The sequence below is a fragment of the Pseudomonas lalkuanensis genome (assembly GCF_008807375.1).
GTDB lineage: Bacteria > Pseudomonadota > Gammaproteobacteria > Pseudomonadales > Pseudomonadaceae > Metapseudomonas > Metapseudomonas lalkuanensis.
In genome coordinates this window covers 3834546-3854401 of record NZ_CP043311.1, presented here as the reverse complement: position 1 = coordinate 3854401, position 19856 = coordinate 3834546, and the positions used below count along the sequence as shown (strand labels likewise).

The window sequence follows — 19856 nt, the reverse complement described above, 5'->3', positions numbered from 1 at the left end:
GGCGTCGGGCCAGCGAAATCGTGTCGGAAGTCACGCGCCGCGGGTGTCGGCGGTAACGGCTGGCAAGTACAGTAACAGCTTGTACAGGCAAGAAAAAAGGGTCAGCCTGCGCGTAGCTGGCCAGCATTCTGGCCACCATCCGGAAATTTGTGCAGAGGTGCCAATCTTGGGTGAACGCAGCCATGGTTTGCAGTCATGGATCGACCGCCTCAACGAGGCTGAATTACCCGCTCTGGCCGCGGTGGTGCAGGACTTGCACCAGATGGCCCAACAGGACAAATCTTCCGTGCAGCAGCTGGCCGATGTGCTGCTGCGCGACGCGACCCTGACCTCCAAGGTGCTGAAGGTTGCCAACAGCGTCTACTACAACCCCTCCCAGGAACCCATCCGTACCATCTCTCGCGCCATCGTCCTGATCGGCTTCGAGAACGTGCGCCTGATCGGACTCTCGGTGAGCCTTATCGACAATCTGCTGACTCGCGGCCCGCGGGAGCAGCTTCCCGAGCTGCTCGCCAGGTCTTTCCATGCTGCCGTCCAGGCACGAAACATAGCCGGCTATCTGCTGGCGCGTAGCCAGGAAGAGGTGTTCATCGCCGCTTTGCTGCACAACCTGGGTGAGCTGGCCTTCTGGGGCTGCGGCGGCGAGCAGGCCGATGAGCTGGCCGCTGCGCTGGCGCAGCCGGGCGTCGATGCCGACCAGGCGGTGCGCGATGTGCTGGGTACCAGCTTTCGTCAGTTGACCCTCGGCCTCGTGCGTAGCTGGAACCTCGGCGAACTGGCGAGCCTGGCCCACGCCGGCTCGGCCCAGGGCGACTCCGCAGTGAAGGCCGTGAGCCTGGGCGTGCGTATCAGCGAAGCGGCCCTGCAGGGTTGGGACTCCCCAGCCATGACGCAACTGGTGGAGCAACTGGCGAACCAGGTCGGACTCAGCCGCGAGGAGGCCATGCAGCAGGTGCTGGCCAGTGCCGACGAGGCGGTCAAGGTGGCGACGACCTTCGGCGCCAGCAAGCTTTGCCACCTGATTCCCCACACTGATCCGGAACAGATCCAGCTCCAGCGGGAGCAGCGCCAGGCGCGTCAGTTGCAGCCGAACCTGCTGGTCATGCAGCAGGCGTTGCAGGAACTGGGGATGCTGGTCTCACGCAAGGCGGATATCAATCTGGTGCTGGATACCCTGCTCCAGGGCTTGCACCAGGGGGCGGGGCTGGAGCGGGTGATGGTGGCGGTGCTGACCGACCAGCGCAGCCGCTTCACCGTGCGCCGGGCGTTGGGGGAGGGTAGCGAGCGCTGGCTGGAGGGGTTCGCCCTGCCGGCCGGGCAGTCCGAACAACCCAACCTCTTCAGCTACGCACTGCGTACTCGCGAGACGCTGTGGATGGGAGTGCCTGCGAGCTACAGCCTGAACGACCTGGTGACGCGGCCGATGCGCGAGTGGCTGGGGCAGGGGATGTTCTTTATTGCCCCGCTTTTGGCTGGCAAGCGCGAGATTGGGGTGATCTACGCCGATTGCCGGCTTTCGGGGCGGGCGCTCAGGCATGAGCAGTTCGTGGCGTTCCAGCATTTCGCCCAGGCGGCGGGAAGATGCCTGGAGGCGATGGCGCAGAGGTCCTAGCGGGCGATGGCATGCCGGGTGGACGAACCGCCCGGCCGCACGGGGATCAGGGCAGGTAGACGGTCAGTGTCTGGCCTGGTTTCAGGCTTCCGCCGCTGCGGGGGTTCCAGCGCTGCAGGTGTTTCATCTCGACATTGAAGCGCTTGGCGATCAGGTAGAGCGAGTCACCCTGCTTGACCTTGTAGTAGGTCACCGATTCGCGACCGTCACCCTTGGACTTGGCCTTCCCGGTGCTCTTGCTGGCGCTGGAGACCTGGGTGGTGCCGCCTTGCAGCTTCAGCACCTGGCCGGCCTTGAGGTGATTGGCCTTGAGCTGGTTCCAGCGCTTGATGTCCTGCACGTCCACCTTGTACTGGCGGGCGATGCTCCAGAGGTTGTCACCGCTCTTGACCTTGTGGCTGCGTGCCGGGGCCGGGTCGGGCGCGCTGGCGACGTTCTGGAACAGCGGTTGTTCGGGCTGGAGGCCCGGCTCGACCGGAATGCTCAGCTGCTGGCCCACCCGCAGGTGGTTGCTGGAGAGGCCGTTGATTTCTTTCAGCGTCTTGACTGTCACGTGGTAGCGGTTGGCGATGCCATGCAGGCTGTCGCCGTTACGCACGCGGTATTGCTTCCAGTCCACCAGCTCCCTGGGCTTCATCAGGGCGAGGTTGGCGGTCAGCAGTTCGGCCTTGTCGGTGGGCACCAGCAGGTGCTGCGGGCCGTCCATGGTGATGCGCTTCTTGAAGGCCGGGTTGAGCTGGTACATCTCGTCGGCTTCCATGTCGGCCAGTTCGGCGACCTGGGACAGATCGAGGCGCTGCTGCTTGACCTCCACCACTTCGAAGTAGGGCTCGTTGGCGATGGGGCTGAGGTTCACGCCGTAGGCTTCCGGCGCCATCACCAGTTGCGACAGGGCCAGCAGCTTGGGCACGTAGTCCTGGGTTTCCTGGGGCAGCGGCAGGTTCCAGTAGTCGGTCGGCAGGCCGAGCTTCTGGTTGCGTTCGATGGCGCGGCTGACGGTGCCCTCCCCGGCGTTGTAGGCCGCCAGCGCCAGCAGCCAGTCGCCGTTGAACATTTCATGCAGGCGATCCAGATAGTTCAGTGCGGCGTTGGTGGACGCGGTGATATCGCGGCGGCCGTCGTACCAGTTGGTCTGGCGCAGGTTGTAATGGCGGCCGGTGGACGGGATGAACTGCCAGATGCCGACGGCGTGGCTGCGGGAATAGGCGAAGGGGTTGTAGGCGCTTTCCACGACTGGCAGCAGGGCCAGTTCGAGGGGCATGTTGCGCTCCTCCAGGCGTTCCACCACGTAGTGGATATAGAGGCTGCCGCGCGCGCTGGCGCTTTCCAGGAAGGAAGGCTTGCTCACGTACCAGAGGCGCTGGCGCTCTACACGCGGGTTGACGCCGATTTCGTCCTGCAGCTTGAAGCCATTGCGCATGCGCGCCCAGATGTCCTGAGGTTCGCGCTCGGTCTCGGCCTCTTCCAGCCACTGGGTCTGCTGGTTCATGTCCAGGGCGCGGTCGGTATCCCGGCCCTGGTCGTCGTCCTTCTGACCCATGCCCGAACAGCCGGCGAGTGTGGTGGCGCACACCACGACGAGCACGCGCGCGGCTCGTGCCAATGCATCCAAGTCAAAGGTTTTGATCGGCGAAGACAACATTGGCTGTGGGGTTTTTCCAGCAAAAAAGTTCGGGGATTCTAGGAACCGACCTATGGCTGGTCAAGTTTTCACCAGTTGGCCACAGCCTGGCTGGGTGTTCAGAATTGATCCTTCCAGGCCCGCAGAACCGCGAAGACCTCGGCGGGCGTGGCGTTGTCCCGGCCGGCCCGCTCGTCGGCCATTTGTTTAACGGATATTTCAGCTACCCGCAGGAAGGGATTGGTGGCCCGTTCCAGGGCGATGTTTGATGGCAGGCTGATGCCACCTTGTTCGCGCAGCCGGGTGACGGCGTCGAAACGCTCTGAAGTGGCGTGGTTTTCGGGCTCCACCGCCTTGGCGAAGCGCAGGTTGCTGAGGGTGTATTCGTGAGTGCAGAACACCAGGGTGGCCGCCGGCAGCGCGGCCAGGCGGCTCAGGGAGTGGTGCATCTGGTCCGGGGTGCCTTCGAACAGGCGGCCGCAGCCGGCGGCGAACAGTGTATCTCCGCAGAACAGCAGCGGGCGGTCGTTGTCCGCATGGTAATAGGCGATATGTCCCAGGGTGTGGCCAGGCACCTCGAACACCTGGAAGTCCAGGCCAAGCACATGCACGGTGTCGCCATCGACCAGGGCCAGGTCACGTGCCGGAATCTTCTCCTGCGCCGGGCCCAGGACACGGGCGCCGCAGGTTTCCTTGAGGTGCGCCACGCCGCCGACGTGGTCGTGATGATGGTGGGTGACCAGAATGTCGGTCAGCGTCCAGCCGGGATGGGCCTCGAGCCAGGCCAAGACTGGTGCGGCATCACCGGGGTCGACCACGGCACAGCGGCGGGTGTCGGCATCCTGCAGCAGCCAGAGATAGTTGTCGGAAAAGGCGGGGAGGGCGTCGATCTGGATCATGAAGGGAGTCGCCAAGCTGAGAGCAATGGAGCATCTTAGGGCTCTGACGCAGGAGATTGCCATGACCGAGAAAGCATTCGCCCAAGCCGATGCCGACTGGCTGGAGCTGATCACCGGGGCCCGTTCCTGGTTCTCCGGCCCCTTGGGCGGCCTGATGCTGTTCGAAGAGCAACGTCTGCTGGAGGACGAACTGGCGCGGTACTTCGGCGGCTACCTGGTGCACTACGGACCGCGCGCGGAGCTGCCGCCGGGCGCCAAGCAGATCCAGCGCAGCGTACACCTCGGCGCGCCATTGCCGGGGGTGGAGATTGCCTGCGAGGAAGCTGCCTGGCCCCTCAGCGAGCACGCCGCCGATGTGGTGGTGCTGCAGCATGGCCTGGATTTCTGCCTCTCTCCCCACAGCCTGCTGCGTGAAGCGGCTCGCAGCGTACGTCCCGGCGGCCATCTGATCATCGTCGGGGTCAATCCCTGGAGCGCCTGGGGCGTGCGGCACTATTTCGCCCGGGACGCCCTGCGCCAGGCACGCTGCATCTCGCCGGCGAAGGTCTGCGACTGGCTCAACCTGCTGGGCTTCGCGCTGGAGAAACGCCGCTTCGGGTGCTATCGTCCGCCGCTCGCTTCGCCCGCCTGGCAAACCCGCCTGGCCCGCCTGGAGCGCTGGGGCGCGGCCGGACAAGGGTTCGGCGCGGGCTTCTATCTATTGGTGGCGCGCAAGCTGGTGATCGGCCTGCGGCCACTGCGTCAGCCCCGGCGCGAGCCCATGGGCAAGCTGGTTCCCATGCCAGTTGCCAAGGTCAGCCGGTGCGATTCGAAACATGAGGCTTAAGTGAGCGATCTGGTCGAGATCTATACCGACGGCGCCTGCAAGGGCAATCCCGGCCCGGGCGGCTGGGGTGCATTGCTGGTCTACAAGGGCGCCGAGCGCGAGCTCTGGGGCGGTGAGCGCGATACCACCAACAACCGCATGGAACTGATGGCCGCGATCATGGGCCTGGTGGCACTCAAGCGTTCCTGCGAGGTGAAGATCATCACCGACTCCCAGTACGTGATGCAGGGTATCACCGAGTGGATGCCCAACTGGAAGAAGCGCGGCTGGAAGACCGCCGCCAAGCAGCCGGTAAAGAATGCCGACCTTTGGCAGGCGCTCGACGAGCAGGTCAATCGCCATAACGTGCGCTGGCAGTGGGTTCGCGGCCATACCGGCCACCCTGGCAACGAGCGCGCCGACCAGTTGGCGAATCGGGGTGTCAGCGAACTGGGTGCCCGCTAGAATTGGCCCCTTGCGGCATCCTCCTTCATAGGTTCTGAACATGCGTTATGTAGTACTGGACACCGAAACAACGGGCATGCCGGTTACCGATGGTCACCGGGTCATCGAGATCGGCTGCGTCGAGATGGAAGGCCGTCGCCTGACGGGGCGGCACTTCCACGTTTACCTGCAACCCGACCGTGAGGTGGATGAAGGCGCCATCGCGGTACACGGCATCACCAACGAATTCCTGGTGGGCAAGCCGCGCTTCAAGGACATCGCCGACGAGTTCTTCGAGTTCATCAAGGGCGCCGAGCTGATCATCCACAACGCGGCGTTCGACATCGGCTTCATCAACAACGAGTTCGCCCTGCAAGGGCAGAGCGAGCGTAGCGACGTCACCGAGTACTGCACGGTGCTCGACACCCTGCTGATGGCCCGTGAGCGCCATCCGGGGCAGCGCAACAGCCTCGACGCCCTGTGCAAGCGCTACGACGTCGACAACTCCAATCGCGAACTGCACGGCGCACTGCTCGACGCCGAGATCCTTGCCGACGTCTACCTGGCGATGACCGGCGGCCAGACCAACCTCTCCCTCGCCGGGGACGGTGGCGATGGTAGCGGTGGCCGAGCGCAGGCTTCGCCGATTCGCCGTCTGCCGGCCGATCGAACGCGTGGCCGGGTCATTCGGGCCAGCGAAGAAGAGCTGGCCGCCCACGCCGCGCGCCTGGCGGTCATCGAGAAGTCCGCCGGGGCGCCCGCCCTCTGGGTGCAGATGGAAACGCCGCCGGCTTCCTGATTGCGACCTTTACCTACAGCCTGAAGCAGCGGGGGTACCACCCCCGCGAGTGAGCTTCTACCCTGAGGAGAAAGGTGGGCCGGGCCCGCCCCTCAGGGAGCAACAATGTACAAAGAACTCAAGTTCCCCGTCCTCATCGTCCATCGCGATATCAAGGCCGACACTGTTGCTGGCGACCGGGTTCGTGCCATCGCCCGCGAACTGGAGCAGGACGGTTTCACCATCCTCCCCACCGCCAGCTCCGCCGAAGGCCGCATCGTAGCCTCCACCCACCACGGGCTCGCCTGCATCCTCGTTGCTGCCGAGGGCGCCGGGGAGAACCAGCGCCTGTTGCAGGACATGGTGGAGCTGATCCGCGTTGCCCGGGTTCGCGCACCGCAGCTGCCGATCTTCGCCCTCGGCGAACAGGTGACCATCGAGAACGCGCCGGCCGAGGCCATGGCCGACCTCAATCAGCTGCGCGGCCTGCTTTACCTCTATGAAGACACCGTGCCTTTCCTCGCCCGCCAGGTGGCCCGCGCCGCTCGCAACTACCTGGAAGGGCTGCTGCCACCGTTCTTCCGCGCCCTGGTGGAGCACACCGCGCAATCCAACTACTCCTGGCACACGCCGGGGCACGGTGGTGGCGTGGCCTACCGCAAGAGCCCGGTTGGGCAGGCCTTCCACCAGTTCTTCGGCGAGAACACGCTGCGTTCGGACCTCTCGGTGTCGGTGCCGGAACTGGGCTCTCTGCTGGACCACACCGGCCCGCTGGCCGAAGCCGAGGCCAGGGCCGCGCAGAACTTCGGCGCCGACCACACCTTCTTCGTCATCAACGGCACTTCGACGGCGAACAAGATCGTCTGGCACTCCATGGTCGGCCGCGACGATCTGGTGCTGGTGGACCGCAACTGCCACAAGTCCATCGTCCACTCGATCATCATGACCGGCGCCATCCCGCTATACCTGACGCCGGAACGCAATGAGCTGGGCATCATCGGGCCGATTCCCCTGAGCGAGTTCAGCGGCGAATCGATCCAGGCGAAGATCGACGCCAGCCCCCTGGCCAAGGGGCGTGAGCCGAAGGTCAAGCTGGCCGTGGTGACCAACTCCACCTACGACGGGCTCTGCTACAACGCCGAGCTCATCAAGCAGGCCCTGGGCGACTCGGTGGAAGTGCTGCACTTCGACGAGGCCTGGTATGCCTACGCCGCCTTCCACGAGTTCTACGCTGGGCGCTACGGCATGTGCACCAGCCGCGAGGAGCACTCGCCGCTGGTGTTCACCACCCATTCGACCCACAAGCTGCTGGCGGCCTTCAGCCAGGCCTCGATGATCCACGTACAGGATGGCGGCACGCGCCAACTGGACCGGCACCGCTTCAACGAAGCCTTCATGATGCACATCTCCACCTCGCCCCAGTACGGCATCATCGCCTCCCTCGACGTGGCCTCGGCGATGATGGAAGGGCCGGCCGGGCGTTCGCTCATCCAGGAAACCTTCGACGAGGCCCTGCGTTTCCGCCGGGCGCTGGCCAACGTCTGGCAGAACCTGGCGGCGGACGATTGGTGGTTCGATATCTGGGAGCCGCCGCTGGTAGAGGGGGCAGACGCGGTGGTCACGGAAGACTGGCTGCTGCGCCCGGATGCCGACTGGCACGGTTTCGGCGACGTGGCGGAAGACTACGTGCTGCTCGATCCGATCAAGGTCACCCTGGTGACGCCCGGCCTCACCGCGGACGGCAAGCTCGGCGAGCAGGGCATTCCGGCGGCGGTGGTCAGCAAGTTCCTCTGGGAACGCGGGCTGGTGGTGGAGAAGACCGGCCTCTATTCCTTCCTGGTGCTGTTCTCCATGGGCATCACCAAGGGCAAGTGGAGCACGCTGCTCACCGAACTCCTGGAGTTCAAGCGCGGCTACGACGCCAACCAGCCCCTGGCCGAGGCGCTGCCTTCCATTGCCACCGCCCACGGCTCGCGCTATGCCGGCATGGGGTTGCGCGATCTCTGCGACGCACTGCACGCCTGTTACCGCAGCAGTGCCACGCCGAAGGCGCTGCGGCGCATGTACACCAAACTTCCGGAGCTGGCGATGAAGCCGGCCGACGCCTACGACAAGCTGGTGCGCGGCGAGGTGGAACCGGTGCCCCTGGACAAACTGCAGGGGCGCATCGCAGCCGTGATGCTGGTGCCTTATCCGCCGGGTATCCCGCTGATCATGCCGGGCGAGCGCTTCACTTCGGAAACCCGCGCGATCATCGACTATCTGGAGTTCGCGCGGACCTTCGACCTGAGCTTCCCGGGCTTCGATATCGACGTGCACGGCCTTCACTGTCAGGAAAGTCCTGCGGGGCGCTGCTATACAGTGGACTGCATCAGGGAATAAATCAGCCGGCGGGAGCATCGATGGCACAAGGAAACGGGGGGAAGTCACGGGGCAGCATGGGGTTCTGGACCTGCACTGCGCTGGTGGTGGGCAACATGATCGGTTCGGGAGTGTTCCTGCTGCCTTCCAGCCTGGCGGCCTACGGTGGCCTCAGCCTGTTCGGCTGGCTGATCTCCAGCACCGGTGCGGTGATACTGGCCCTGACATTCGCCCGGCTGGCGCGGCTCAATCCGTCTGCGGGCGGCCCCTATGCCTATACCCGTGACGGTTTCGGCAGCTTTGCCGGCTACCTCTGCGCCTGGACGTACTGGAAGGCGGCCTGGATCGGCAATGCCGCCATCGCCGTGACCCTGGTGGGCTACCTGCAGGTGTTCATTCCTGCGTTGCGCGACCCGGTGTTGATGGTGTCCACCGCCATCGGCGCCATCTGGTTATGCACATTGATCAACCTGCGCGGGATCGGCGCCTTCGGCCTGGCGCAGAACGTGCTCACGGCGCTCAAGCTGGTGCCGCTGCTGCTGGTGGGCGTGCTCGGCTGGTTTTCCTTCAACCCCGAGTACCTTCGCATCCCCGAGGTGAGCGAACTGCCGGCCGGCGCCGGCGGTTATGCCCAGGCCATCGCCACCACGGCGGCACTGACCCTGTGGTCCTTCATCGGCCTGGAGTCGGCCACCGTGCCGGCGGACCACGTCGACAACCCGAAGCGCACCATCCCGCGCGCCACGGTGTTCGGCACCCTGGTGGCGGCCGGGGTGTACATCCTATCCATCACCGCGGTGCAGGGCGTGCTGCCTCCGGAGGTACTGGCACGTTCCACCGCGCCCTTTGCCGACGCGGCGCGTGTGCTGGTGGGGGAGTGGGGCTATCACCTGGTGGCGGCGGGCGCGGTGATCGCTTGCCTCGGCGCACTGAATGGCTGGGTGCTGCTGCAGGGGCAGATTCCCATGGCTACCGCTCGCGATGGCCTGTTGCCCGAGTCCCTGGCGCAGACCAACAAGTACGGCGTGCCGGCCCACGGCCTGCTGGTGTCCGGCGTGCTGGTCACCGCGCTGGTGCTGGTGGATGGCCAGGGCGATCTGGTGGACGTGTTCAACGTGATCATCCTGCTCGGCACCATGACCGGTGTCGTGCCCTATGCCTTCTGCACCGCCGCGCTGCTGCAGCAACTGGCGGTGAAACCCGGTGATTTCTCCGAGCGCGAACGGGGTCGACTGGTGGCCATTGGCGTGCTGGGCTTCGTCTATTCCATCTGGGCCCTGTACGGCACTGGCGAGCAGGCCATCTTCTGGGGCTTCCTCGTGCTGATGGCCGGCATCCCGTTGTACACCTGGCGCCAGTGGCGCAACCGGGTGCAGGCGGAGGCGGTTGTCAGAGCCAGTGACTGACGGCCCACCAGCCGAGCAGGCCCATTACGATGGTGTAGGGCAGGGCCATCCACACCATTCGCCCGTAGGACAGACGCACCAGTGGCGCGATGGATGACGTGAGCAGGAAGAGGAAGGCCGCTTGGCCATTGGGCGTGGCGACGCTGGGCAGGTTGGTGCCGGTGTTGATGGCCACCGCCAGGGTATCGAAGTGCTCGCGGGTCATGTTGCCGGCCCGCAACGCGTTCTTCACTTCCGTGATGTAGATGGTGGCGACGAAGACGTTGTCGCTGATGGCCGACAGCAGACCGTTGGCGATGAACAGCATGCCCGGCTGCTGTTCCGCAGGCAGTGCCAGAACCGCGTGGATGATCGGCGTGAACAGGTGCTGCTGCTGGATAACCGCCACGACCGCGAAGAACGCCACCAGCAGCGCTGTGAAGGGCAGGGCGTCCTGGAAGGCCCTGCCAATCTGGTGTTCGTCGGTGATGCCGTTGAAACTGCTGATCAGCACGATGACCAGCAGGCCGATCAGGCCCACCTCGGCCACATGCAGCGCAAGGCAGGCAATCAGGATCAGCGCTGCCGCGCCCTGGACCATCAGTGCCAGGCGCTGGCTCTGGGTACGCCGGGTGCCTTCTTCATGGGCGAACTCCGCCAGTATCCGGCGCACGTTGTCCGGCAGCTCCGCGCCATAGCCGAACCAGCGCAGTTTCTCCAGCAGCACACAGGTCAGCAGGCCTGCCGCCAGCACGGGCATGGACACCGGCGCCACTCGCAGGAAGAAGTCCTTGAAATGCCAGCCGGCTTCGTGGCCGATCAACAGGTTCTGCGGCTCGCCCACCAGGGTGCAGACGCCACCCAGTGCGGTGCCCACGGCGGCATGCATCAGCAGGCTGCGGAGGAAGGCGCGGAAGGTGTCCAGATCCTCGCGGTTCGATCCCGCTATCTCGCTGTCGGAATGCGGGCTGTATTCGTCGTCCGCATGAGTGCCCGAGGCCACGCGGTGGTAGACGGCGTAGAAGCCCAGGCAGACGCTGATGATCACCGCGGTCACAGTCAGTGCATCGAGGAAGGCCGAGAGGAAGGCCGCCAGCAGGCAGAACATCAAGGCCAGCAGCGTCTTGCTGTGCACGTCGAGCAACAGGCGGGAGAACAGCAGAAGCAGCAGGTCCTTCATGAAGTAGATGCCGGCCACCATGAACATCAGAAGGAGGATGACCGGGAAATTGTGCTGCAACTCCTCATACACCGCCTGGGGTGTCGCCAGGTCGAGCAGCAGCGCTTCGACCACCAGCAACCCGCCGGGTAGCAGCGGATAGCATTTGAGTGCCATGGCCAGGGCGAAGATGAATTCGCCCACCAGCATCCACGACGCCACCACCGGTCCCAGCGACCAGAGCGCCAGCGGGTTCAGGACCAGGAACGCGATGATCGACAGCTTGTACCACTGCGGCGAATTGCCGAGAAAGTTGCGGCCGAGGGCCGCGGTGGGTGAGGCGGGCATCGAGGTTGTTCCTGGGCTTGTGGTGGTTGGAAGGCGCTGGGAAGGTGCCAGCCCGGTCCAGCTAGATCAAGCGTTTGAGCCGGCTTCTCCAGGTGAAGTGGCAATTGCGCGGCGTGGCCTGCGTCACAGTGGGCGGCATCGACTTTTACCTTGTGCTTGTTATAGTTGCCGGGCTCCTGAATGACACCATTTCAATGGCGCACGCCGAGGACTGAACCGTGCCTGATTACAAAGCCTTCCGTGTAGAGTTGGCAGACAAGATCGCCCATGTGCAGATCAACCGTCCGGAAAAGATCAACGCGATGAACGCGGATTTCTGGAAGGAAATCGTCGAAATCTTCCGCGAAATAGAGGACAACGACGAAGTACGGGTGGTGGTGCTTTCCGGCGCGGGCAAGCATTTCTCCTCCGGCATCGACCTGATGATGCTGGCCTCGGTCGGCGCCCAACTGGGCCCGGATGCTGGCCGCAACGCACGCGCGCTGCGCCGCAAGATTCTCGAACTGCAGGCCTCCTTCAATGCCGTCGACAACTGCAGCAAGCCGGTGATCGCGGCCATCCAGGGTTACTGCCTGGGCGGCGCCATCGACCTGATTTCGGCCTGCGACATGCGCTATTCGACGGGCGATGCGCAATTCTCCATCAAGGAAATCGACATCGGCATGGCCGCCGACGTCGGCACCCTGCAGCGCCTGCCGCGCATCATCGGCGACGGCATGATGCGCGAGCTGGCCTACACCGGCCGCACCATCGACGGTGAAGGGGCCCAGCGCCTGGGGCTGGTCAACCGTACGTTCGAAAACCAGGACGCGCTGCTCGACGGCGTGTTCGGCATTGCCCATCAGATCGCCGCCAAGTCGCCCATCGCGGTGCGCGGCACCAAGGAAATGATCCGTTACATGCGCGACCACCGGGTAGATGATGGTCTCGAGTACATCGCCACCTGGAATGCGGCCATGCTGCAATCGGCCGACCTGCGCGTGGCGATGACGGCCCACATGAGCAAGCAGAAGCCAGAGTTCGCTGACTGATGCGGTACCGCACACTCGCGCGGGAGGCGCACTGAGGCATGGTCACTGGAGTCACTTCGCTGGGTCTCGTGCGCGATGAACTGTTCGCCACCATGGAACAGGCGGAACAGAGCCTCGAGCACTTCATTGCCGAGCGTCAGAACGGCAGCCTGCTGCAGCAGGCGGTGGAGGCCATGCACCAGGTGCGTGGCACGCTCAATCTGATCGAACTGACCGGCGCCGAACTGCTGGCCCAGGAGCTGCTCGACCAGGCCACCGACATTCCCGCCGGTGCCGGCGAGGAACGCGACGTCCAACTGGCGGCCCTGAGCAATGCCCTGCATGTGCTACGTCGCTACCTGGAAAACCTCGACGTGCATCGGCAGGAGATGCCCGAGCTGCTGCTGCCGGCCATCAACGACCTGCGTCAGGCTGGCGGCCAGCCACCATTGCCGGAGAGCTATTTCTTCAGCGTGCGCCTGGATCAGTCGCGCCAGGCACCCGTGCCCGGACTGCCGGAAGGCGTCGATGCCGAAGCGCTGGGGCGGCGTTTCCGTCAGGCCTACCAGCAGGGCCTGCTCGGATTCCTGCGCGGCCAGAAAGTGCCGAGCGCGCTGCGTACCATGGAGCGAGCCCTGGGCGGCATCGAGCGCCTGTACGCCGATCAGCCCCGCGGACGCCTGGGCTGGATTGGCGCCGCGGCCATCGAAGCGCAGCTGGATGGCCAATTGCTCGCTCGCAAGTCGCGCAAGCAGCTGTTCTCCCGAGTGGACCGTGAGCTCAAGCTGCTGCTGGGCAATGCCGCCTACGAGGCACCGCGCAGCCTGCAGAAAGAACTCCTTTACCTGGTGGCTCTGGCCGACAGCCAGGGTCCGCGTTCCCGCGAGCTGCGCGAAGTCTTCGGGATGACCGCGCTGCCGTTCACCGACCAGCTCCTGGAGCAGGAGTACCAGCGCCTGTCCGGCCCCGGTCAGTCGGTGATGCGCTCGCTGTCCTCGGCCATCTTCGAGGAATTGAACAGCGTCAAGGACACGATCGACCTCATCGAGCGGGGTACCGCGCCCGCTGAGTCCTTCGGGAATCTGCACGCTCTGCTGGGCAAGCTGTCCAAGACCCTGGTCATGGTCGGGCTGAATTCTCCCGGCAATGCCCTGCAGGTGCAGTTGCCGCTGGTCGCTACCTGGAGCGCAGGCTCACCGGTGGACGCCAACGAGTTGCTGAAACTGGCTGATGCCGTGCTCTACGTAGAAGGCATGGTGGCCGGCCTGGACAGCGGTAAGCGCAGTGGTGTTCGCCAGCCGGTCGAGCCGGGACACGAGGCGGAATCCTTCGCCAACCACCAGTTGGCCGAAGCGCGCATCGTGGTGCTCGACGAAGCCCAGGCTGGGCTGGCACTGGCCAAGCGCGCCATCACCGCCTACCTGGAATCCAATGGCGAAAAACCGCACCTGGCCAACGTGCCGGTGAGCCTGCAAGCCGTTCGCGGCGGCCTCTGGTTCCTTGACCAGGAACGCGCAGCCGCCCTGGTGGGTGCCTGCGGCGCGTACATCCAGCAGCAGATGCTGGAAGCCTCGGCAATGCCTTCTGAGCAGATGCTGGAAACCCTGGCCGATGCCCTGACCAGCCTCGAGTACTACCTCGAAGGCGGCGCCGGCATGCGGCGTGGCTTCCAGGCCGACGTGCTCGATCTGGCGGCCAATAGTGTGCGGGCCCTGGGCCTGCCGGTGGCGGCCTGAGATGGCTGGTGAACGCTGGCAGTCGGGGCTGCTGGATGTCTCCACGCCTGGTGGCTGGGTCGTGGCCCATTGCCGCCAACAGTTCCTCTCCGACAGCAACGGCGTGCTCTTTCCCCGTGAGTGGTTGAAGCGCCAGGAGCTGCCGGTGCTGGCCGAGCATGGCATCGGCCATTTCGACGGCGATCCGATCTATCTGCTGGAGTTGGCCCATCCTGCTCCAGTGGACGGCTGCTACTGGCAGGGGCTGCGCCAGGTCATGCTGCAGGGCGATCCCGACGTCTTCCGCATGCTTGGCTACGCCAGCCAGATCGGCACCTGGGCGGAACAGCACCGCTTTTGCGGCAGCTGCGGGCAGCGCATGGAGCGGGTTGCGGGTGAGCGCGCGATGCGTTGCCCGAGCTGCGAAGTCCACCACTATCCGCGCCTGTCACCGAGCATGATCGTGCTCGTCAGTCGTGGCGATGAGCTGTTGCTGGCGCGCTCGCCGCGCTTCGTCACCGGCGTCTACAGCACCCTGGCCGGTTTCGTCGAGCCGGGTGAGTCGGTGGAAGACTGCGTAGCCCGCGAGGTGCGGGAAGAAGTCGGCGTGGAAATCGGCAACATCCAGTACATCGGTAGCCAGAACTGGCCGTTCCCGCATTCGCTGATGCTTGGTTTCCATGCCGAGTACCGCAGCGGGGACATCGTGCCGCAGCCGGGTGAGATCGAAGACGCCCGCTGGTTCCCGGTGGATGCGCTGCCGCCCTTGCCGGCACAGCGCTCCATCGCGCGTTACCTCATCGACCTCTATGTGGCACGGCGCCTCGGTTTAGCCGATCCAGTGCTGCCAAACTAGGCGCGCGGTCAGCGCCAACACCACCATGATGAACACCGGGCGGATGAACTTGGCACCGCCCTGGATGGCCGTGCGTGCGCCAAGGAAGGCGCCCGCCATCAGTGCGATGCCCATGCTGATCCCCAGTGCCCAGGCCACCTGGCCGGCGGCGATGAAGACCACGAGTGCCATGGCGTTGCTGACGAAGTTCATGCTGCGGGCAACGCCGCTGGCACGGACCAGGTCCAGGGGGTAGAGCAGCAGGCTGCTGACCGTCCAGAAGGCGCCCGTGCCCGGACCGGCGACACCGTCGTAGAAACCGAGGCCAAGTCCCTGGGGCCATTGGCGGCGGCGTGCGATGGGCGCGTCTTCATGGTGCTGGACATCCGGCGTCTTGCCGAACAGCAGGTAAAGGCCGCAACCGAAAACCACCACCGGCAGCATCTGGTTGAGCCAGGCGGCGGGCAGCCAGTGGGCGATCACCGCGCCCAGGGCCGCGCCGATGGCGGTGGCGATCAGCGCATTGCGCCATTTCGACGGGTCGAACAACTTGCGCCGATAGAAGGTGTAGCTGGCAGTGGCCGAGCCGAAGGTGGCGCAGAGCTTGTTGGTGCCCAGCACCAGGTGAGGTGGCAGGCCGGCGGTGAGCAGGGCGGGGATGGTCAGCAGGCCGCCGCCGCCGGCGATGGCATCGATGAATCCGGCAAGGAAGGCAACAGCGGCGAGAATCGCCAGGGTGGCGGGATCGACCGCCAGCTCGAAGGGGATTGGCATGGAAAACGAGGTCCGTGTCTACAACTGCCGCGTGGCTTGTGGCTGCGGCGGGGGGAGTTGCGCATAATGCCGGCATTTTCACGCATAAGGAATGGGCTCCATGCAGTATGACGGCCTGGCCTGGGCAGCCGCCCTGCTGGCAGTGTTGGTCGCGGTCGTAGCCGGACGCATCCTCTTCGATCGCAGCTGGTTTCTCGGCTGGCTTCGTGGCACGTGCGGCCTCGCTTTCCTGGCCTTGGCGCTGCTGGTAGCACTGGTCGCCCGGGACCTGTGGAGCTACGACGCGCTTCCCGAAGACAAGCCGCTGGTGACCCTGAGCTTCAAGTCCCTGGGCCCGCAGAGCTATGAGGTCACCTTGCTGGAAGGTGCCACCGAGCGCGAGGTGCTGCTGGATGGCGACCTCTGGCAACTGGATGCGCGACTGTTGAAGTGGAAAGGACTGGGCAACCTGCTGGGGCTGCAACCGGGGTATCGCCTGGAGCGTCTGTCGGGGCGCTTCCTCGCCATCGAGCAGCAGAACCTGGCCCAGCATCCGCGCGCGCAACTGGCGAGCAGCCCTTACGGCGTCGACTTCTGGCGTTGGCTACGCATGGCTCAACGCGACTTCTTCCTCTTCGTGCCCGAAGCCCAGCGGGTGACCTATCTGCCCATGGCTGATGGCGCGGTCTATTCGGTGAGCCTGTCGCCCACCGGGCTGCTCGCCCAGCCGCTGAACCAGGTAGCCAAGGAAGCCCTGAAGGATTGGCGTTGATTCGGGGCTTGAAACGCAGGGCACGCCACCGTGGGTGCGAGTTCATTCGCGAATGATTTCGCTCCCACGGAAACGGCAGGCATGAAAAAAGGGAGCCATCAGGCTCCCTTCTTTCATGGGCGTGAAACTCAGGAGAGGAAGCCGCCGTCGACATTGAGGGCAACGCCGGTGGTGTAGCTGGAGGCAGCGCTGGCCAGGTACAGCACGGCGCCGGCCATTTCGCTCGGGTCAGCCACGCGCTTCAGCGGGATGCGCTGCAGGGCGACGTTGCGGATGGCATCGTTCTTCACCAGGGCCGAGGCGAACTTGGTGTCGGTCAGGCCCGGCAGCAGGGCGTTGCAGCGGATGCCGAACTGGGCGCATTCCTTGGCGAACACCTTGGTCATGCTGATCACGGCAGCCTTGGTCACGGAATAGATGCCCTGGAACTCACCCGGGGAAACACCGTTGATGGAAGCGACGTTGATGATGCTGCCGCCACCGTTCTGCTTCATCAGCTTGGCGCCTTCGATGGACATGAAGTAGTAGCCGCGGATGTTGACGTCAACGGTCTTCTGGAAGGCCGAGAGGTCGGTATCCAGCACGTTGCAGAATTGCGGGTTGGTGGCGGCGTTGTTGACCAGGATGTCGAGGCGGCCGAACTTCTCGCGGATCTCGGCGAAGACGCTCTGGATCTGCTCCATTTCACCGATGTGGCAGGCGATGGCGGTGGCCTTGCCACCTTCGGCGATGATGGCGTCGGCGACGGCCTGGCAGCCCTCGATCTTGCGGCTGGAGACGATCACGTGGGCGCCTTGCTGGGCCAGCAGCTTGGCGATGGCTTCACCGATACCGCGGCTGGCGCCGGAGACGAAAGCGATCTTGCCGTCGAGGTCGAACAGGTTGGTCTTGGGCATGGGATTCCCCTTGTTGTAAGCCGGTTTACAGCCGTGATTGGTTGATGACCTGCAGGCTCATCTGCTCCAGCAGCTTGTTCATGTGGATGAACTGGGCGAAGCGCTTGTCCTGGGTCTGTCCGTGGAAATAGCGGTAGTAGATCTGCTGCACGATGCCGGCCAGGCGGAACAGGCCGTAGGTGTAGTAGAAGTCGAGGTTGGTGATGGGCGGCAGGCCGGCGCGTTCGGCGTAGTAGTCGGCGAACTCCTGGCGGGTGAGCATGCCCGGCAGATGGCTCGGCTGGCGGCGCATCAGTTGTACTGGTGCCGGGTCCTTCGCTTCGATCCAGTAGGCGAGGGTGTTGCCCAGGTCCATCAGCGGATCGCCGATGGTGGTCAGCTCCCAGTCCAGCACGCCGATGATCTTCATCGGGTTGGCCGGGTCGAGGATCACGTTGTCGAAGCGGTAGTCGTTGTGGACGATGGCTGGCTTGTGGTGGTCAGCGGGCATCTTGTCCTTGAGCCAGGCCTTGACCGGCTCCCAGGTCGGAGCGTCCGGAGTCAGGGCCTTCTCGTAGCGGTCGCTCCAGCCGGCGATCTGGCGCTTCACGTAGCCTTCCGGCTTGCCCAGGTCGCCCAGGCCGCAGGCGTTGTAGTCGACGTTGTGCAGCTCCACCAGTTTGTCGATGAAGCTCAGGCACAGTTCGCGGGCCTGGCCTTCGTCGAGCGACAGGTCTGCTGGCAGGTCGGCTCGCAGGATCACCCCCTTGACCCGATCCATCACGTAGAACTCGGCGCCGAGCACCGATTCGTCCGTGCAGTGCACGTGGGCTTTCGGGCAGTAGGGGAAGCCGGCGTTGAGCTGGTTGAGGATGCGGAATTCGCGGCCCATGTCGTGGGCGGACTTGGCCTTGTGGCCAAAGGGCGGCCGGCGTAGCACGAATTCGCGGTTGGGGTATTCCAGCAGGTAAGTCAGGTTGGAGGCGCCACCCGGGAACTGGCTGATACGCGGCGTACCGTCCAGGCCGGGAATGTTGGCCTTGAGGTACCGGTCGATAACGGCGGCGTCGAGCTCTTCGCCTTCACGGATGCGGGTGGACTGATCAGTAAGCGTCATGCTTATCCCTTCTGTTTATGATGGGGGCCCGAGACTATTCGCTAATCTAATGCCGCCTTGGGTGCGTCACAAGCCGAACGAGCCGTTATAGACAAAGGTGTTGCAGCACAATCAGGCTGCCTGATTCGCCCGCACTGCATGCATTGGGCGAAAAAAAACCGGAGCCCTGGGACTCCGGTTCTTCGTTCTGGATCTCAGCGTAAAGCTTAGACCGGGAACAGTTCGCCGAGCTTCATCGCCAGCATCATGTCGCCTTCGGCGCGCAGCTTGCCGGCCATGAAAGCCTGCATGCCGTCGGTTTCGCCGGTCATGATGCCAACCAGGGTGGCGCTGTCCATGATCAGGGTGACGTTCGGGTTGGCGGCGTCGCCCTGCTGTACGTCGCAGGTACCGTCCTTGACCGTCAGGTAGTGGTTGTCGCCGTCTTCGATGTTGAACTGGAATACCAGGTCCAGGCCAGCGGCGGCACCGGCGTTGAACTTGGACTGCATGGTTTTGACGATGTCAGCAACGTTGGTCATGGTGTTTTCCTTTTTCTAGGGTTTTTCGGCGGCCTGTCCGGCCGCAGTAGGCCGGGCTCAGCGATAGGTGATGAGCTCCGGCGCCTTCAACAGTTCCAGATGCACATGACTGTTGAAGGAAGCCAGGGTCACTTCGTTGCCGCGGAACTTCAGGCGGTTGAGCGAAGTGTTGACGATCTGCCAGTTGAGGCCGAAGGCGCTTTCGGCCGGGATGCCGGTGACCAGGTGGAGCAGGGCGGTGATAGTGCCGCCGGAGGTGAAAACGGCAATGTTCTGTTTGCTGTTCGCTTCGGTCAGGATGCGCTCCAGGCCGCCGCGGACCTGCTCGACGAAGTCCTTCCAGCTTTGCAGGTCGGGCATGTCGCGCTCACCGGCGACCCAGCGCAGCACCAGCTTGGAGAACAGGCGCTGGAACTCGGCGCGATTCTGCGCCCCGTTGCGCAGCACGTGCAGGGCTTCGGGTTCTTCGGTGAGCAAGTCGGGGAGCAGGGCGCGGATCACTGCGTCTGCGTCGAATTCGTTGAAGGCCGGATCGATCTGGATCGCGGGAGCGCCGAGACCGGCGGCGTCGAACTGCGCCAGTGCGGCCTGGGCGGTGTGTTGCTGGCGACGCAGGTCACCGCTGTAGCAACGATCGAGACGCAGGCCCAGTTGGGCAAGGTGGGCGCCCAGCACTTCGGCCTGGCGGATTCCGATGGGCGAGAGCACATCGTAGTCATCGGCACCGAATGAAGCCTGGCCATGTCGAATCAGGTAGATGCTGCCCACGTACTGGCGTCCCGTGAGGTTGAAAGTTCCGCGAAGATATGGGGAAGCCAGGGGCCTGTCAACGAAAAAACATACGCT

The 19856-nt window shown here is 64.5% G+C and carries 18 protein-coding genes; 10 read left to right on the top strand and 8 right to left on the bottom strand.

Features of this window, described 5'->3' with window-relative positions; all coding sequences use genetic code 11:
• Positions 1 to 166: 166 nt before the first annotated feature.
• Positions 167 to 1612, top strand: coding sequence for an HDOD domain-containing protein (locus FXN65_RS17970; RefSeq protein ID WP_151134922.1), 1446 nt, complete (start codon positions 167 to 169; stop codon positions 1610 to 1612).
• 46 nt (positions 1613 to 1658) lie between these two features.
• On the opposite strand, the gene FXN65_RS17965 is transcribed toward FXN65_RS17970, so the two are convergent.
• A complete protein-coding gene (locus FXN65_RS17965) occupies positions 1659 to 3254 on the bottom strand; it encodes a lytic transglycosylase domain-containing protein (protein WP_151134920.1) in 1596 nt (531 codons plus the stop codon).
• A 98-nt stretch (positions 3255 to 3352) separates the two neighbouring features.
• Complete coding sequence (gloB, locus tag FXN65_RS17960; protein WP_151134918.1) at positions 3353 to 4132, bottom strand: hydroxyacylglutathione hydrolase; 780 nt, start codon at positions 4130 to 4132, stop codon at positions 3353 to 3355.
• 61 nt (positions 4133 to 4193) lie between these two features.
• On the opposite strand from gloB, the gene FXN65_RS17955 reads away from it, so the two are divergent.
• From FXN65_RS17955 to FXN65_RS17935, 5 genes are all read left to right on the top strand, one after another.
• Complete coding sequence (locus FXN65_RS17955) at positions 4194 to 4958, top strand: methyltransferase domain-containing protein (RefSeq protein WP_151134916.1); 765 nt, start codon at positions 4194 to 4196, stop codon at positions 4956 to 4958.
• A complete protein-coding gene (rnhA, locus tag FXN65_RS17950; RefSeq protein ID WP_151134914.1) occupies positions 4959 to 5402 on the top strand; it encodes a ribonuclease HI in 444 nt (147 codons plus the stop codon).
• 40 nt (positions 5403 to 5442) lie between these two features.
• A complete protein-coding gene (gene dnaQ, locus FXN65_RS17945; RefSeq protein WP_151134912.1) occupies positions 5443 to 6180 on the top strand; it encodes a DNA polymerase III subunit epsilon in 738 nt (245 codons plus the stop codon).
• Positions 6181 to 6285: 105 nt separating this feature from the next.
• Positions 6286 to 8541 (top strand): Orn/Lys/Arg family decarboxylase, encoded by a 2256-nt coding sequence (locus tag FXN65_RS17940; protein WP_151134910.1) that lies wholly within the window; start codon positions 6286 to 6288, stop codon positions 8539 to 8541.
• Between the two features lie 56 nt (positions 8542 to 8597).
• Positions 8598 to 9926 (top strand): amino acid permease, encoded by a 1329-nt coding sequence (locus FXN65_RS17935; RefSeq protein WP_394351249.1) that lies wholly within the window; start codon positions 8598 to 8600, stop codon positions 9924 to 9926.
• Here FXN65_RS17935 and nhaB read toward each other — a convergent pair.
• On the bottom strand, positions 9910 to 11412 hold the full coding sequence (gene nhaB, locus FXN65_RS17930) for a sodium/proton antiporter NhaB (protein WP_151134905.1): 1503 nt from the start codon (positions 11410 to 11412) through the stop codon (positions 9910 to 9912). The genes FXN65_RS17935 and nhaB overlap by 17 nt on opposite strands.
• Positions 11413 to 11630: 218 nt before the next feature.
• Between nhaB and FXN65_RS17925 the strand changes: the two genes are divergently transcribed.
• From FXN65_RS17925 to nudC, 3 genes are read left to right on the top strand one after another with little or no spacing between them, the layout of a single operon-like run.
• Positions 11631 to 12443, top strand: a complete 813-nt coding sequence (locus FXN65_RS17925) for a crotonase/enoyl-CoA hydratase family protein (RefSeq protein WP_151134903.1) — start codon at positions 11631 to 11633, stop codon at positions 12441 to 12443.
• A 38-nt stretch (positions 12444 to 12481) separates the two neighbouring features.
• The gene (locus FXN65_RS17920; protein WP_151134901.1) at positions 12482 to 14158 is read left to right on the top strand and encodes a ferrous iron transporter B; all 1677 of its coding nucleotides are present in this window, start codon (positions 12482 to 12484) and stop codon (positions 14156 to 14158) included.
• Position 14159: 1 nt separating this feature from the next.
• Entirely contained in the window at positions 14160 to 14993 is an 834-nt protein-coding gene (nudC, locus tag FXN65_RS17915) for an NAD(+) diphosphatase (protein ID WP_151134899.1), read from the top strand.
• On the opposite strand, the gene FXN65_RS17910 is transcribed toward nudC, so the two are convergent.
• Positions 14967 to 15746 carry a TSUP family transporter gene (locus tag FXN65_RS17910; RefSeq protein WP_151134897.1) on the bottom strand — a complete coding sequence of 260 codons (780 nt, stop codon included), beginning with the start codon at positions 15744 to 15746 and terminating at the stop codon, positions 14967 to 14969. The two genes, nudC and FXN65_RS17910, sit on opposite strands and share 27 nt — an antisense overlap.
• 100 nt (positions 15747 to 15846) lie before the next feature.
• Between FXN65_RS17910 and FXN65_RS17905 the strand changes: the two genes are divergently transcribed.
• Entirely contained in the window at positions 15847 to 16497 is a 651-nt protein-coding gene (locus tag FXN65_RS17905; RefSeq protein WP_151134895.1) for a hypothetical protein, read from the top strand.
• Positions 16498 to 16625: 128 nt separating this feature from the next.
• On the opposite strand, the gene FXN65_RS17900 is transcribed toward FXN65_RS17905, so the two are convergent.
• The 4 genes from FXN65_RS17900 to FXN65_RS17885 all read right to left on the bottom strand — a co-directional run bounded on the left by FXN65_RS17900 (position 16626) and on the right by FXN65_RS17885 (position 19778).
• Positions 16626 to 17393, bottom strand: a complete 768-nt coding sequence (locus tag FXN65_RS17900) for an SDR family oxidoreductase (RefSeq protein ID WP_151134893.1) — start codon at positions 17391 to 17393, stop codon at positions 16626 to 16628.
• A gap of 25 nt (positions 17394 to 17418) precedes the next feature.
• Positions 17419 to 18489 (bottom strand): phosphotransferase family protein, encoded by a 1071-nt coding sequence (locus tag FXN65_RS17895; RefSeq protein WP_151134891.1) that lies wholly within the window; start codon positions 18487 to 18489, stop codon positions 17419 to 17421.
• A 206-nt stretch (positions 18490 to 18695) separates the two neighbouring features.
• The gene (locus tag FXN65_RS17890) at positions 18696 to 19010 is read right to left on the bottom strand and encodes an SCP2 sterol-binding domain-containing protein (protein WP_151134889.1); all 315 of its coding nucleotides are present in this window, start codon (positions 19008 to 19010) and stop codon (positions 18696 to 18698) included.
• Between the two features lie 57 nt (positions 19011 to 19067).
• Positions 19068 to 19778, bottom strand: a complete 711-nt coding sequence (locus FXN65_RS17885; RefSeq protein WP_151134887.1) for a histidine phosphatase family protein — start codon at positions 19776 to 19778, stop codon at positions 19068 to 19070.
• Positions 19779 to 19856: the final 78 nt, after the last annotated feature.